Here is a 13443-nt window from a genome sequence, read left to right on the forward strand (position 1 = left end):
GATGGCCACCTCGACCGATCTCGACCTGGCCTTTAGCGCTGATCCCGATCTGGAGGTGGCCCCGCTGCTGTCAGATGCCGATCACTGGCAAGCCCTTTTGAGCGCCTGGCTACACCAGCTGGCCCCGGAGCTTCCCGCCGCGCTGCAAGCGCCCGCCTACAGCCTGGGGCTGAGCCTCGTGACTGACGCCGAAATCGCCGAGCTCAATGCCGACTGGCGCCAGAAGGAAGGACCCACCGACGTGCTGGCCTTCGCCGCCCAGGACGAAGCAACCGATGGCGCCCCGCCAATGCCGGCATCCGGGCAGGCGGAGCCCCTGGAGCTTGGCGACATCGTCATCTCCATAGAAACGGCAGCCCGCCAGGCACCGGAGCATGGCCACGACCTGGAGCAGGAACTGCTGTTTCTGGCTAGCCATGGCCTGCTGCATCTGCTGGGCTGGGACCACCCCGACGAAACCAGCCTCGCCGCCATGCTGGCGCGCCAGGAAAGGCTGGTTAAGGTGCCAGCGGAGCCATGATCAATCTGCGCCCCTTACCGACCCCAGAAACTCGTGGGCGCCGCCTCAGGGCCCGGGCCTGGACTGTGGCCAGTGACCTGCCGGCGAGTTTTCGTTATGCCGCCCAGGGCCTGGCCTATGGCTTTGCCAGCCAGCGCAACTTCCGCATCCATGTGATCACCGGGGCGGTGGTCTTTGGCCTGGGGCTGTGGCTGCAACTACCCACGGCCCAGCTGGCCGTGCTGGTACTCACCGTGGCGGCAGTGCTGGTGCTGGAGTTGCTCAACACCGCCACCGAAGCGGTGGTGGATCTGGCCATCGGCCGCCAGTTCCACCCCCTGGCCCGCATCGCCAAGGATTGCGCCGCGGCGGCGGTGCTGGTGGCGGCCCTGTCGTCACTGATGATCGCCCTGCTGCTGCTTGTGCCGCCGCTGCTGAGCCGGCTGGGCCTTTGAATGGGGGCAGGCCAGGCGCGGCGATGCTTCTCGTTCTCGACAACTACGACAGCTTCACCTTCAACCTGGTGCAGTACCTGGGCGAGCTGGCCGCTGAGCACCCGATCGCGGCCAAGGTGAGGGTGGAACGCAACGACGCCCTGAGCCTGGAGCAGATCCGTGCGCTGGCCCCGGACGCCATCTTGATTTCACCGGGCCCCGGCGACCCCGACCAGTCAGGCGTCTGCCTGGAGGTCCTGCGGGAGCTCAGCCCCACCATCCCGACCCTGGGGGTGTGCCTGGGCCACCAGTCGATCGCCCAGGTGTATGGCGGCAAGGTGGTGCGCGCCAAAGAGCTGATGCACGGCAAGACCTCGCCGGTGCTCCACAGCGGCCAAGGTGTGTTTGAGGGACTGCCCAACCCGCTCACCGCCACCCGCTACCACAGCCTGATCGCCGAGCGCGAGACGCTGCCCGACTGCCTCGAAATCACCGCCTGGCTCGAGGACGGCACGGTCATGGGCCTGCGCCACCGCGATTTCACCCACATTCAGGGAGTGCAGTTCCACCCCGAGAGCGTGCTCACGCAGGAGGGTCACGCCCTGCTGGCCAATTTTCTGCGTCAGGCCAGCCAGCCAGCCACAGCAAGTCAGTTGGGTTAGCTTCACAGCGATTGCCGCTTCTCCATGCGCCCGCTGCCCACCTTCGCTGCTCTCACCTTGAGTTCGCTCGGCCTGGGCGCCGCATTGCTGGCAACTGGCCCAGCCCTCGCAGGCAGCGGCGTCACGATCACCAGCTACGGCCACAGCGCCCTGTTGATCAGTGGTGGCGGGGCCAGCGTGCTGGTTAACCCCTTTAAAGCAGTGGCCTGTGCCGCCGGACTGGCCGAACCCCGGGTGAGTGCCACGGTGATCCTGGCCAGCAGCCGACTACTGGATGAAGGTGCCCCGGTGGCCAAAGGCAAGATGCTGGTGGATCCAGGCTCCTTCAAGGTGAGTGGCCTTTCAATCGAGGGCATCGCCGGCCCCCATGACCGCGTTGGTGGGCGCCGATTCGGCCAATCCACCCTGTGGCGCTGGAAGCAGGGCGGCCTCGACATCGCCCACCTAGGTGGCACCGCGGCCCGGCTCAGCCCCGCCGACAAGGTGATTTTGGGTCGTCCCGACGTACTTATCATCGGCGTTGGTGGCGGAGCCAAGGTGTACACCGGTGCTGAAGCCGCCGAGGTGGTGCGCGAGCTCCAGCCCCGCCGCGTGATCCCGGTGCAATTTGTCAGCGGCAAAACACCCAAAGACTGCGACCAAACCACGCTGCAACCTTTCCTTGACGCGATGGCCGGCACCCCGGTGAAGCGCCCCGGCCGCACCCTCAGCCTGCCGGGCAAGCTCGGCGATGGCATGGTGATCGAAGTGGTGCGCTAAGGGGCCTGCAGATAGGCAGTCCAGAAGCGCTGCATCTGCTCGGTGGTGCCGATGCTCACCCGCAAGGAGCCGTCGATCAGAGGTTTGGCCGCCATCGAGCGCACCAGGATGCCCGCCTGCCCCAGCCTCTGCTCCACCTCCTCAACCGGGTGCTCGGGCCAGATCAGCAGGTAGTTGCCACCTGCGGCGTGGTGGCGCACACCGGCCGCTTGCAACTGCTGCACCAGCCAGGTGCGGGCCCGCAGCACCTCGGCCACATAGCTGTCCACATAGGCCTGGTCCGCCAAGGCCGCATGGGCGGCAGTTACCGCAAAGCTGTTGATGTCGTAGGGCCCCGTGACGCGCCCGATGCGATCAATCACCGGCGCCGCCCCAATGGCAAAACCGATGCGAAGACCAGCCAGGCCGGCGGTCTTCGCCAGGGAGCGCAGCACCAGCAGATTCGGGGTGGCAGCGAAATCGGCGGATGGCAGCAGGCTGTCGCCAGTGAAGGCCTCATAGAGCTCATCCACCACCACAAGAGTGCCCGGCGCCGAGGCCGCTAGATCCAGGATCAGCTCCGGAGCTAGCCGGGTGCCGGTGGGGTTGTTGGGATTGCAGATCAGCAAGATGCGTGGGCAGCCCTGTAGTGCCGCCCGCAGTTCCTCCAGGGGGAAGCCAAAATCCGGCAGCCGGTAGGGGATGGCCTCAATCGCCATGCCCTGCATCTGGGCGCAGGGGGTGTAGTAGCCGAAGGTGGGCGATGTGGTCAGCAGCGTGTCGCCCCGGTCGCCGTAGGCATGAAAAATGGCATGAAGCGCCGCGTCTACGCCGTTGAAGAGGCCGATCTGCTCTGGGGTGAGCGGCTGGCCGAGGCCAGATGCGGCGAGATTGGCAACCACCGCCTCCCGCAGGCCGTCGTACTCGGGATAGACGGCGTACTGATCGGGGGGAATGGCGCGGATTGCCTCCACCACCTGCGGACTCGGCCCCACGGTGTTTTCGTTGAAGTCGAGCCGAAGCAATCCCCGGCGGCCCTCCAGCGGAGCGCTGTAGGCCTGGAGCCCTTCAACCTCGGGGCGCGCCTGGGGCTCCATCACATCCGCTCCAAGGTGGGAATGCCCAGCAGGCCCAGGCCCAGGGAAAGGGTGTCGGTGGTTAGACGGCAGAGCGCGAGGCGGGAAGAGCGGGCCGGCTCCTCGGCCTTGAGCACCGGCACCTGGTCGTAGAAGCGGTTGAACACCTGGCTGAGCTCAAACAGGTAGTTGCAAAGCCGATTGGGCAACAACTCCTGCTCCACTTCAGCAATCACCCCATCAAACTTGAGCAGCTCCCGCACCAGCGCCCACTCCTGCGCTTCGCTGAAGGTGAGTGAGGCAACGGCGCCAGCCCCAAGATCGCCGCCCTTGCGGGCGATGCCGGCGATGCGCACCACCGCATAGAGCAGATAGGGCGCCGTGTTGCCCGTAAGGGCCAGCATCCGATCAAAACTGAACTGATAGTTGGTGATCCGATTGGTGCTGAGGTCGGCGTACTTCACCGCCGCCAAGCCCACGGAGGTTGCCACCTGCTGGATGAAGGCCTCGTCTTCGCTGCGCTGCTCATCGGCAAGGCGCTGACGCAGATCAGCCTCTGTGCGCTCCACCGCCTCATCGAGCAGGTCCTTGAGTCGAACCGTGTCGCCGGAGCGGGTCTTGAGCTTTTTGCCGTCGTCGCCCTGCACCAAACCGAAGGGCACGTGCTCGACGCCGCAGGGGGAGGGAATCCAGCCCGCCCGCTGGGCCACCTGGAATACGCCAGCAAAATGGCTGGCCTGGCCCGCATCGGTCACATAGATAACTCGGCTGGCCCCATCGCCGCCCGGCCCAGGGGCGAAGCGATAGCGAATCGCCGCCAGGTCGGTGGTGGCGTAGTTGAAGCCGCCATCGCTCTTCTGCACGATCAGCGGCAGGGGCTGGCCGTCCTTGCCACTCACCCCCTCAAGAAACACACAACCGGCGCCGGCATCGACCACCAGCAGCCCGACAGCCCTGAGGTCATCAACCACCGCCTGCAGGTGGGGGTTGTAGAAGGATTCGCCGCGCTCGGTGAGACGGATACCGAGCTGGTCGTAGATCTTCTGAAATTCGCGGCGGCTCTGGTCGCACAGCAATCCCCAAGCCTTGAGCGACACCGGATCGCCCCCTTGCAACTTCACCACCTCCTCCCGGGAGGTGGTCTGGAAGCTTTCGTCGTCATCAAAGCGGGCCTTGGCCTGGCGATAGAAGGCCACCAGATCACCCAGATCCACCGCATCGGCCATGGTGAGAGCCTCTGGCGCCACCTGTTTCAAGTGGGTGATCAGCATCCCAAATTGGGTACCCCAATCGCCCACATGGTTGAGCCGCAGCACCGGGTGGCCGCGAAACTCCAGCACCCGCGCCAGAGCATCACCAATGATCGTGGAGCGCAGATGCCCCACGTGCATCTCCTTGGCGATGTTGGGGCTGGAGAAGTCCACAATCACCGGGGCTTGCATCTCCACCGTCGGCACCCCTAGACGCGGATCGCCGAGGCGGGCCTGCAGCTCAGCCGCCAGCCGCTCGGGCCGCAGGGTGAGGTTGATGAAGCCGGGCCCAGCAATCTGGGGCTCCAGGCAGAGCTCAGCAAAGGCGGGATCGGCCGTAAGTTGCTTCACGATCGCCGTGGCAATAGCCCGGGGCGGCTGGCCCAGAGGTTTGGCCAGGGGCAGGGCCCCATTAGCCTGGAAGTCGCCGAATTCCGGCTTAGACGCTGGCGCCAGCTGGGGATCGAGGGGCTGGCCCGCCTCCTGGAAGGCCCGCTGCATCGCTGCCAGAAGCTGGCCCTGCAGGGCGTGGAGAACGGTCAGCATGGCAACGGTGGGCCGCAGTGGCGGCAGGCACTTGCTGTGATCATCCCTCCCCAGCCAGCTGCAGGTCTGCCTCCATTCCCTGCAGCACTACATCGGCCACCAGCTTGATGCGATAGCGGCAAGCCTGGGTTTCGGTGCAGTCGAAACTGCGGTGCTCCCAATATTTGTTGCTGCCCGCACCACCCCCGCACAGCCCGAAGTACTCACACTCCTGGCGGCAGCGTTCCACACCGGAGTGAATTTCCTGCAGCACCCGCTGCAATTTGTCAGTGGCGGCGATGGCTTCCAGGCTGTCGTGCAACACATGACCAAAAGCAAAATCGCCGTATTCGGCGGTGGGCACCGACAGCAACTCGGGATCAAAGGTCGACACATTGCCGCGGGCGTCCACATTGACGATCGCGAAGGGAGCATTCATGTCGGTTTGGGCCATGCGGGCATTGCTGCAGGCCAGGCTGACGATCCCGTCAAATTCCCGCAGGCGCAGGCTCCCTGGCTGCTCCATGCAGCGCTGCCAAAACCGCTCTAGAAACACCCGATAGCGCTGCTCCGCGCGGGGGGCCTTGAGGCTGGAGGCGGCATTTTCACCTTCGGTTTCCTCCATGTTGAAGCCCACGTCAGTGATGCCGTGCTCGAGAAAGAAATCAAACAGGCCATCGGCATGGTCGAGGGCGTCGGCGGTGAGCACACAGATCACCTGAAAAGCAATCTGGCGCCGCACCAGCCAGTCGATCCCCCGCATCACCGCCCCATGGGTGGGCAGGCCGGTGCGGGTAACCCGGTGGGCGTCATGCAGGAAGGCAGGGCCGTCCATGCTCACCCCTACGTGAATGTCATTGCGCTCAAAGCAGTCGCACCAAGCCCCATTGATCACGGTGGCATTGGTCTGCAGCGACTGGACGATCGTGCCGGCGGGCAGGCCGCGCCGCTCCAGCAGCTGGCGCAGGCGAGCACTGGCTTGGTCGTAGAAGGCGATTGGCGCCATAAGAGGTTCGCCCGCATGCCAAAGCAGGGTGAATTGACCCTCGAAATAGGGGCTATCGAGCACCCGCTCCACCGCCACCTCCAGCAGCTCCAGGGAGAGCTGGGTGCGATCACCCCGATCGGGCAGATAGCAATAGTCGCAATCGAGGTTGCAGTAGGGGGTGGGCTGCACCACCAGCAGCCGCACGGGGCCGTAAGCCTGGCTTTCCACTTCAGCAGCCTGGGGAGCGATCAGCGCCAGTAGCGACCACCACCATTTAGGAAGCCCCCATTGCGGAAGCCGCCATTACGGAAGCCGCCGTTATAGAAGCCCCCATTGCGGAAGCCTCCGTTGTTGAAACCGCCGTTATAGAAGCCGCCGTTGCGAAAGCCGCCGTTGCCCCAGCCCATGCCCCCGCCGTTGACGAACACGTAGGACACGGCGTCATCGGGCAAGCCAGAGGCTTCGGTACCGTCGCGCTCCTGCACTGCCGCCGCAATTCGGCTCAGCCGCTCCTCAATGCTGAGGGAGGTTGGTTTAGCTGCGGTTTGGCCCTGGGCTGAAGGCTCGTGCTGGGCGCTGGCCAAGGCCAGGGCCGCCGCCCCATCGAGGGGCAGGGAGGCCAGCAGCAACAGGCCGAAGAGATGGGAGCGGTTCAAGAACGCCATAACAACTGCAAAAAGGATTTCAGCGAGGGGATCAGCGGGCGGTCGAAGCAGCCTGACCTTCAAGAACGGGGCGAATCGTCTCAACCCCCAACAGCACAGCCTCAAAGCTGGCGCGGATCGCAGACTCGGGCAATCCCAGCGCACTCGCCGGACCGAGCCAGCGGTTCACGGCGGTCACCGTGTCTGGCTGGCCATCGAGATAGCCCTGGAGCAGCCGGGCAATCGCCAGATTGACCACGTTGCGGAAGGCCGAGTCGTTTTCGGCGAGCACACAGCTCACCGCATAGGCCTCGTAGGGCAAAGCCGGACTGAGGGCCAAGCCGGGCAGACCCTGCTGGAGCACCAGCCCCGCCAGCACGATCGTGTCGCCAATTACGCCATCGACGCTGCCGGCCTGCATGGCGGCCACGGCAGCTTTGAGGCTATCGAAGGCAACGGGCGTGGCCTTGGGCTGCATGCCCCGCAGTTCGGTTTCACCAAGCGACTGGCGCACCACCCCGATCCGCCGTCCCGCCAGAGCGGCCGGGCTGCCATCAAAACGCCCGCTGGGCGCCAGCAGTCTCACGCCGGAAAGGCCGATCGGCAGGGAGAAATCCACCTGCATGTCCAGCCCCCAGCTGAACGGCAGACCGCAAGCAAGATCCGCCTTGCCGCTGGTGATGCTGTTCACCAGGCTGGCCGGATCCCCAATCGGCGCAAAGCGGACCTTCACAGGCCGGCCCACGGCCTGGCTGAGCTCAGCGGCAATGCGTTCAGCCACCAAGATGCCGTAGCCGGAGGGCTGGCCCTGGGGGCTCAGCATCATTAGGGGCGGGACGTCGGCGAAACCACTCAGCACCAGCTCGCCGCTGCGCGCTGCCCGCTGCACCGCCCCCTCCAGCTGGGGCTTGGCTGGGGGTTTGGTTTGGGATTGGGCCTGGACCGCCGCCGGCATTGCGGCCAGCAGTCCGAAAGCCCCCACGCCAGCAGCCAGCCGGCGACCAAGGCCAGCTAAGCGAGAGCTGCGCTTGGAAAAGCTGCGCTTTGGTGCTGCCACCCAACCTCGACATGAACTAACAGAAGTATGCAGAGGCTCGGCGCCACTGCCAACGCAGCTTTGCCAACTGGGCTCAAAAATCAAACCGCATGCTGAGATCAAGCCAGGCGCTGCGGGTGATCGGCGCGCTGGTGGAGATCAGGTCGATGCCGCTGCTGGCGTAGTCGCCTAGCTGCTCGGGCTGCACGCCGGAGGCTTCCAGCACCAACCGGCGGCCGCCGGCCAAGCTGCGCAACTCGGGCACCAGCTGCCGCAACTGGGCCGGCAGGAATTCATCCAGCAGCACCCCATCGGCGCCCGCCTGCACCGCCGCTGCCGCCTCAGCCGCCGTTTCCGCCTCCACAATCACCCGGGCCGGCCAAGGAGCATGGGCCCGCACCGCCGCGATCGCCGCCTCCAAACCACCAGCCACCCCACCCGCCCAAGCCAGGTGGTTCTCCTTGAGCATGGCGGCGTCATCGAGGCCCTGGCGGTGGTTGCTGCCGCCCCCGCAGCGCACGGCGTACTTTTCAAGTCGACGCAGACCCGGCGTGGTTTTGCGGGTGTCGGCAAGGCGCACGCCCGTGCCCTCGAGCTCGGCCACCAGGGCAGCGGTGGCAGTGGCGATGCCGGAAAGCCGCATCGCCAGGTTGAGGGCCGTGCGCTCGCCGGCCACCAGGGCAGCGGCCCCACCCTCCAGCTCCAGCAAGCGCTGGCCTGCCACCACCGGCTCACCATCAGCCACCAGCAACTGCAGCCGCAGCGCCGGATCCAGCAAGCGGAACAGCGGCTCCACCAGCACCCCGCCGCAAAAGACCCCTGGCGCCTTGGCCAGCCAGTGGGCCCGGCCAGGGCGACCAGCCAGGGCCGCAGCCGTGAGATCGCCGCGGCCAATATCTTCTGCCAGCCAGGAGCGCAGCTGCGGCTCCAGCTCGGGGGTGATGGGCAGATGGGCAGCAGGCATTACCCCTCCGGAGCAGGCCTTCCCATGATGGGTGGTGCCAGTCTGATGGGCAGTTCGCATCAGAGCGCTGGCATGTCCAAACCCCGCTGGTGGACCGCCGGTGACCTCGATGGCTTCCTCGGCCTCGGGCTCGACAACCTGATCCAGATCCTGTTGATCGTGTCCCTTTGCCGCGGCGTGCTCGGCTACCCCGACAGCCTGATATTCGGCGCGATCCTGCCGGCCACCGGCATCAGCCTGGTGGTGGGCAACCTGGCCTACGCCCGCCAGGCCTTTCAACTCGACCTACGCGAGGGCCGCGACGACCGCACCGCCCTGCCCTACGGCATCAACACGGTGAGCCTGTTCGCCTATGTGTTTCTGGTGATGCTGCCGGTGAAGCTGACGGCCATAAGCCAGGGCCTGGATCCAGCCGCAGCGGTGACCCTCTCGTGGCGAGCGGGGCTGATCGCCTGCCTGGGTTCGGGGTTGATCGAATGCTCCGGTGCCTTCATCGGCAACAGCCTGCAGCGCTGGCTGCCTCGCGCAGCCCTGCTCTCCACCCTGGCTGGCATTGCCCTCGGCTACATCGCCTTGGGCTTCCTGCTGCGCACCTACGCCCAACCGGTGGTGGGGCTGGCAGTGCTGGCCGTGATCCTGGTGGGCTACTACGCCCCGGTGCGCTGGCCGGTGCCCGCCGGCCTGGTGGCCGTGCTGCTGGGCATCGCCCTGGCCTGGGCCAATGGATTGATCGACCTCGATCCGGTGCGCTGGCAGAGCAGCACGGCCCTGATTGGGCTCCACATACCCAAGCTGCAGCTGGCAGACCTGTGGCAGGCGCGCGGCCAGCTAGTGCCCTGGTTTGGGGTGATCGTGCCGATGGGACTTTTCAATGTGATCGGCTCGCTGCAAAACCTGGAGAGCGCCGAAGCCGCCGGCGATCGCTATCCGGTGCCCAGCTCGATGCTGATCAATGGCATCGGCACCCTGGCCGCCGCCACCTTGGGCTCCTGCTTTCCCACCACCATCTACATCGGCCACCCGGGCTGGAAGGCCATGGGCGCCCGCATTGGCTACTCCTGGCTCAATGGCGTGGTGATGGGCGCCGCCTGCCTGCTGGGCTTGTTTGGAGTGGTCGGCCAACTGGTGCCGATTGAAGCCGGTATGGCGATCGTGCTTTACATCGGCCTGGTGATCGCTGCCCAGGCCTTCCAGGCCACGCCGCCTCGCCATGCTCCGGCCGTGGCCCTGGGGCTGTTGCCCGGGCTGGCCGGCTGGGGCGCCCTGATGCTGAAAGCGGGGCTGCGGGCCGGTGGCAGCGGCACGGCCGCCAACCCCTTTGGACCAGCCATGCTGGCGCCCCTGACCCAGGCCGATGTGTGGGCCGCCGGGGCCTTCGCCCTTGAGCAAGGCCAGATCATCACGGCGATGCTGCTGGCGGGCATGCTCGTGTACGTGATCGAGGCCCGCCTGCTGGCGGCAGCGGCCTGCGCAGCCATCGCAGCCGTGCTGTCCTGGTTTGGTGTGATCCACGCCTGGCAATTCACCAGCTCCGACACCGTGCTGCAGCTGGGCTGGGGCGTGGGCCAGAGCTGGGCTCTCGGCTATGGGTTGATGGCCCTGGTGTTCCTCGCCGCCCGCTGGGGCCTCCGGCCTCAGCGCTGATGCTGCAGCAAACCGAGGGTGAGATTGTCTGGGTCGGTCTGCAGGTAGACGTAGCCGCCACCATTGGCTAGCAACACCACCTTGTAGTTGTAGGAGGCGCCCGCAGAATCTCTCTGGGTCATCGAACCCAGGCAGCTGGCAGCCAGCTTGAGATTGCCGCTGTAGGTGGCCCGGTCCTGGCGGCCGGCGTAACTGGACAACGCCAGGCCCTGAACCGTCCCTGCCTGCCACCACTCCCGCTGCACCACCGCATTGGGCTGCCAACTGCCGGCCAGCCAGCTCTGGCCCTGCTGCTGGCTGGTGACCAGGCCATCAAGCTGCTCCGGCCGGCAAGCGCCTGGGGCCTGGGCCACGTAGCGCAACGACAGCACCTCACTAGGTGCCACCACCAGGGAAGTGCGCGGCCGGCCCAGGCCATCCAGGGCGACCGCGTCAGCCATCGCCCCGGCCGAACCCTGGCGCTCAACTAATGCCCAACAGTTGGCATCGGCTTTCACCTGACCGCTGTAGCGATCTTCCGTAAAACGGCGCCCCTCCCGCAGGTAGCGCACCCCTTCGATACGGCCATCGGCAAACCAGCGCTCCTGCATCATCAGGGCCGTGGGTTCACCCCGCTGCTGACCGCTCCCGAGCACCACAAAGGTGCCAGCCGCTGGTGCTTTGCACTGGGCCAGGGCCGCCGCCGCCGACTTTTCAGCAGCTCCTGCCCCTGGCACCAGGCCAGCGCAAATAGCCACGGCAGCGAGCAGGGCGCGGGGGCTGGCCATCGACGCACACCATCAAGTGGATGCAGTTTGGCAAGAGGCAGTTTTGTAAGAGCCCTACTTGCCAATACAGAAACGCGAAAACACCCGATCCAGCACCGCCTCGCTAACCGCCTCGCCGGTGATCTCGCCGAGGGCACGCACGGCGGCGCGCAGGTCAATCGTCCAGAAGTCCCAGGGCAGCTGCTGCGCCGCAGCCTCAAGGGCCGCCCCCAGACTCAGGGCTGCCGCCGCCGCCAGATCCCGTTGGCGGGCATTGAGTGCCACCTGCACCCCTTCAAGGCAGCCAGCTCCGCAGCGGCGCAGCAACTCCGCCACCAGCTCGTCGCGGCCGGCGCCAGTGAGGGCGCTGAAGCGCACATCTGCCGGCTCCCCATCCCCCGGGGGCACCAGACCCACCGGCAGGCCAGCCCCATCGGCCTTGTTGCCTGCCACCAGCAGCACGACGCCCTCGGGCACCAGCTCCCGCAGGGCCTGATCCTCCAGGCTCCAGCCCGCCTCCAGATCAAACAGCAACAGCACCGCATCAGCGGCGGCCAGGGCCTGGCGGGAGCGCTCGATGCCCAGCTGCTCAACCCGGTCGCTGGTGGGGCGAATGCCGGCGGTGTCGAGCAGGGTGAGCGGCACGCCGTCGAGCACCAGCTCGCTTTCCAGCAGGTCGCGGGTGGTGCCGGGTAGGTCGGTCACGATCGCCCGCTCTCGCAGGCTGAGCAGATTGAGCAGGCTGGATTTGCCCACGTTGGGCCGGCCCACGATCGCCACCCTCAGGCCCCGGCGCAGCAGCTCCCCCTGGCGCGCCTCAGCCACAAGCTGCTCCAGCTCAAGCCGCACCGCCTCCAGTTCCGCGGTCACCGCCGCACCATCGAGGGGGGGTAGGTCTTCCTCGAAGTCCACCCGCGCCTCCAGCTCCGCCAACTGATCCAGCAGCCGCTCGCGCAGGGCGCCGATGCGCAGCTGCAGACCGCCATCGAGGCCAGCCATGGCCAGCTGGGCCGCCCGGCGGCTGCGGGCCGTGATCATTTCGCTGATCGCCTCGGCGCGGGTGAGGTCGAGCCGGCCGTTTAAAAAGGCCCGCTGGCTGAATTCCCCCGGCAGGGCCCGCCGCGCCCCAGCCGCCAGCACCAGCTCCAGCACCCGCTGCACCGCCACCAAGCCGCCGTGACAGTGAAGTTCCACCACGTCTTCCCGGGTGAAGCTGCGGGGGGCCCGCATCAACAACAGCAGGGCTTCGTCGAGCCGCTCGCCACTAGCAGGATCCACCACATGGCCGTAAAGCACCCGGTGGCTGTCCCAGCTTTGGCTGCCTGGGGCCACAAACAATTGATGGCCGATCGGCTCGGCCTCGGGGCCAGAAATCCGCACGATCGCCACACTGCCCTCGCCTGGAGCCACAGCGGTGGCCACGGCGGCGATGGTGTCAGCAAATCCGGCGGGGTCTGGCATGACCCCATTTCAGCGCCAAAGCGCCCGCAGATCGAGCACCCAGCTCAGGGATTGGCCAGGCCGGGAAACACCATCAAATCGATATGGCCGCCAACGGGATGGCGCCATTCGCGGAATTCTTCGGCCAAGGCGTGCTGCTCGCGGGGCAGGGCTTGGGCCTGCAGGTCCTGGAGCCGCTGGTGCACCAAGTCCAAGGTGTCGTCTATCAACCGAGAGGCGTCTTCGCCAGACATGGTGCGCTTCCGAACAGTCGCAGGGTTATAGGTACCACCACACCGCCGGGCGGTAGTGCTGGTCACGATTCCTCCCTGCGTCAGAAATCCCGCACCAACCGCAAGAAATCGAGCACCACCGACCACCAGCACTGGGATCCGTGACCGAGTTGCCAAATGAGGGACTCCTGAAAAAGCGAACCGCACGCTGGATTCGATTGCAGCCAAATAGCAGGGTGTAGGCAGCCCAAACTCACGGTTATCCAGTGGCCAGTGATTTGTGTGTTTCAAGCTGCCAAATGTTCCTGAGTCCCATCCAGAGACAACCTGGCCATTTCCAGTTGCATAACCAGGCAAAATAGTGATAAAAAGAGGCGGAGGAGCCTCCGGATCTTCTCTGCGCACATCACCACAAAGGCCATGGAAATCGAGTTTTCTGCACCTTTGCTAAGCCGAGCCATAATCAAATCTAGTGAATACTTTCTCTTTCCTGATCCAAAGCATCCTTCCACTTCGTTTCGCCTTCGCTGGTCTGCGCTTAGCTGCTGCTTTTGTGCAGCACTG

At 66.0% G+C, this 13443-nt stretch carries 15 protein-coding genes; 5 read left to right on the forward strand and 10 right to left on the reverse strand.

The features are described from left to right. The first annotated feature begins 1 nt into the window (after window position 1). The 4 genes from ybeY to C7K55_RS10685 are packed head-to-tail and all read left to right on the forward strand — an operon-like array spanning window position 2 to window position 2354. Window positions 2–520 (forward strand): rRNA maturation RNase YbeY, encoded by a 519-nt coding sequence (gene ybeY, locus C7K55_RS10670; protein ID WP_106632706.1) that lies wholly within the window; start codon window positions 2–4, stop codon window positions 518–520. Continuing rightward, the gene (locus C7K55_RS10675; protein WP_241518315.1) at window positions 517–954 is read left to right on the forward strand and encodes a diacylglycerol kinase family protein; all 438 of its coding nucleotides are present in this window, start codon (window positions 517–519) and stop codon (window positions 952–954) included. The genes ybeY and C7K55_RS10675 overlap by 4 nt, the downstream gene beginning before the upstream one ends. 23 nt (window positions 955–977) lie before the next feature. Further along, window positions 978–1595: an anthranilate synthase component II gene (locus tag C7K55_RS10680; RefSeq protein WP_106632707.1), complete on the forward strand. Its 618-nt coding sequence runs from the start codon at window positions 978–980 to the stop codon at window positions 1593–1595. 24 nt (window positions 1596–1619) lie between these two features. Then, a complete protein-coding gene (locus C7K55_RS10685) occupies window positions 1620–2354 on the forward strand; it encodes an MBL fold metallo-hydrolase (RefSeq protein ID WP_106632708.1) in 735 nt (244 codons plus the stop codon). On the opposite strand, the gene C7K55_RS10690 is transcribed toward C7K55_RS10685, so the two are convergent. The 6 genes from C7K55_RS10690 to nadC form a co-directional block, all read right to left on the reverse strand. Then, window positions 2351–3430, reverse strand: coding sequence for a pyridoxal phosphate-dependent aminotransferase (locus C7K55_RS10690; RefSeq protein ID WP_106632709.1), 1080 nt, complete (start codon window positions 3428–3430; stop codon window positions 2351–2353). The genes C7K55_RS10685 and C7K55_RS10690 overlap by 4 nt on opposite strands. Continuing rightward, window positions 3430–5205: an arginine--tRNA ligase gene (gene argS, locus C7K55_RS10695; RefSeq protein WP_106632710.1), complete on the reverse strand. Its 1776-nt coding sequence runs from the start codon at window positions 5203–5205 to the stop codon at window positions 3430–3432. Before argS ends, C7K55_RS10690 begins: the two co-directional genes overlap by 1 nt. A gap of 40 nt (window positions 5206–5245) precedes the next feature. Beyond that, window positions 5246–6400: a cyclophane-forming radical SAM/SPASM peptide maturase GrrM/OscB gene (gene grrM / locus C7K55_RS10700; RefSeq protein ID WP_106632711.1), complete on the reverse strand. Its 1155-nt coding sequence runs from the start codon at window positions 6398–6400 to the stop codon at window positions 5246–5248. Window positions 6401–6420: 20 nt separating this feature from the next. Further along, on the reverse strand, window positions 6421–6837 hold the full coding sequence (grrA, locus tag C7K55_RS10705; RefSeq protein WP_106632712.1) for a GrrA/OscA1 family cyclophane-containing rSAM-modified RiPP: 417 nt from the start codon (window positions 6835–6837) through the stop codon (window positions 6421–6423). 31 nt (window positions 6838–6868) lie between these two features. Continuing rightward, on the reverse strand, window positions 6869–7873 hold the full coding sequence (gene grrP / locus C7K55_RS10710; protein ID WP_241518316.1) for an extracellular substrate binding-like orphan protein GrrP: 1005 nt from the start codon (window positions 7871–7873) through the stop codon (window positions 6869–6871). 73 nt (window positions 7874–7946) lie between these two features. After that, the gene (gene nadC / locus C7K55_RS10715; RefSeq protein WP_106632713.1) at window positions 7947–8816 is read right to left on the reverse strand and encodes a carboxylating nicotinate-nucleotide diphosphorylase; all 870 of its coding nucleotides are present in this window, start codon (window positions 8814–8816) and stop codon (window positions 7947–7949) included. A gap of 72 nt (window positions 8817–8888) precedes the next feature. On the opposite strand from nadC, the gene C7K55_RS10720 reads away from it, so the two are divergent. After that, entirely contained in the window at window positions 8889–10460 is a 1572-nt protein-coding gene (locus C7K55_RS10720) for a permease (RefSeq protein WP_106632731.1), read from the forward strand. Here C7K55_RS10720 and C7K55_RS10725 read toward each other — a convergent pair. The 4 genes from C7K55_RS10725 to C7K55_RS10740 form a co-directional block, all read right to left on the reverse strand. After that, on the reverse strand, window positions 10451–11227 hold the full coding sequence (locus C7K55_RS10725; protein WP_106632714.1) for a hypothetical protein: 777 nt from the start codon (window positions 11225–11227) through the stop codon (window positions 10451–10453). The two genes, C7K55_RS10720 and C7K55_RS10725, sit on opposite strands and share 10 nt — an antisense overlap. 54 nt (window positions 11228–11281) lie before the next feature. Next, window positions 11282–12667, reverse strand: a complete 1386-nt coding sequence (gene mnmE, locus C7K55_RS10730) for a tRNA uridine-5-carboxymethylaminomethyl(34) synthesis GTPase MnmE (RefSeq protein ID WP_106632715.1) — start codon at window positions 12665–12667, stop codon at window positions 11282–11284. A 44-nt stretch (window positions 12668–12711) separates the two neighbouring features. Continuing rightward, complete coding sequence (locus tag C7K55_RS10735) at window positions 12712–12900, reverse strand: hypothetical protein (RefSeq protein WP_106632716.1); 189 nt, start codon at window positions 12898–12900, stop codon at window positions 12712–12714. Between the two features lie 266 nt (window positions 12901–13166). Beyond that, on the reverse strand, window positions 13167–13443 hold a 277-nt coding region (locus C7K55_RS10740), incomplete at its 5' end, for a transposase (protein ID WP_153062457.1).

The organism is Cyanobium usitatum str. Tous, from assembly GCF_003011885.1.
Lineage (GTDB): Bacteria > Cyanobacteriota > Cyanobacteriia > PCC-6307 > Cyanobiaceae > Cyanobium_A > Cyanobium_A usitatum.

Bases quoted from the DNA above. Each gene is read 5' to 3' on its own strand.
- C7K55_RS10735 (WP_106632716.1), bottom strand. From the start codon at position 12,900: ATGTCTGGCGAAGACGCCTCTCGGTTGATAGACGACACCTTGGACTTG.
- ybeY (WP_106632706.1), top strand. From the start codon at position 2: ATGGCCACCTCGACCGATCTCGACCTGGCCTTTAGCGCTGATCCCGAT.
- argS (WP_106632710.1), bottom strand. From the start codon at position 5,205: ATGCTGACCGTTCTCCACGCCCTGCAGGGCCAGCTTCTGGCAGCGATG.
- C7K55_RS10680 (WP_106632707.1), top strand. From the start codon at position 978: ATGCTTCTCGTTCTCGACAACTACGACAGCTTCACCTTCAACCTGGTG.
- C7K55_RS10725 (WP_106632714.1), bottom strand. From the start codon at position 11,227: ATGGCCAGCCCCCGCGCCCTGCTCGCTGCCGTGGCTATTTGCGCTGGC.
- C7K55_RS10685 (WP_106632708.1), top strand. From the start codon at position 1,620: ATGCGCCCGCTGCCCACCTTCGCTGCTCTCACCTTGAGTTCGCTCGGC.
- nadC (WP_106632713.1), bottom strand. From the start codon at position 8,816: ATGCCTGCTGCCCATCTGCCCATCACCCCCGAGCTGGAGCCGCAGCTG.
- C7K55_RS10720 (WP_106632731.1), top strand. From the start codon at position 8,889: ATGTCCAAACCCCGCTGGTGGACCGCCGGTGACCTCGATGGCTTCCTC.
- grrA (WP_106632712.1), bottom strand. From the start codon at position 6,837: ATGGCGTTCTTGAACCGCTCCCATCTCTTCGGCCTGTTGCTGCTGGCC.
- mnmE (WP_106632715.1), bottom strand. From the start codon at position 12,667: ATGCCAGACCCCGCCGGATTTGCTGACACCATCGCCGCCGTGGCCACC.
- C7K55_RS10675 (WP_241518315.1), top strand. From the start codon at position 517: ATGATCAATCTGCGCCCCTTACCGACCCCAGAAACTCGTGGGCGCCGC.
- C7K55_RS10690 (WP_106632709.1), bottom strand. From the start codon at position 3,430: ATGGAGCCCCAGGCGCGCCCCGAGGTTGAAGGGCTCCAGGCCTACAGC.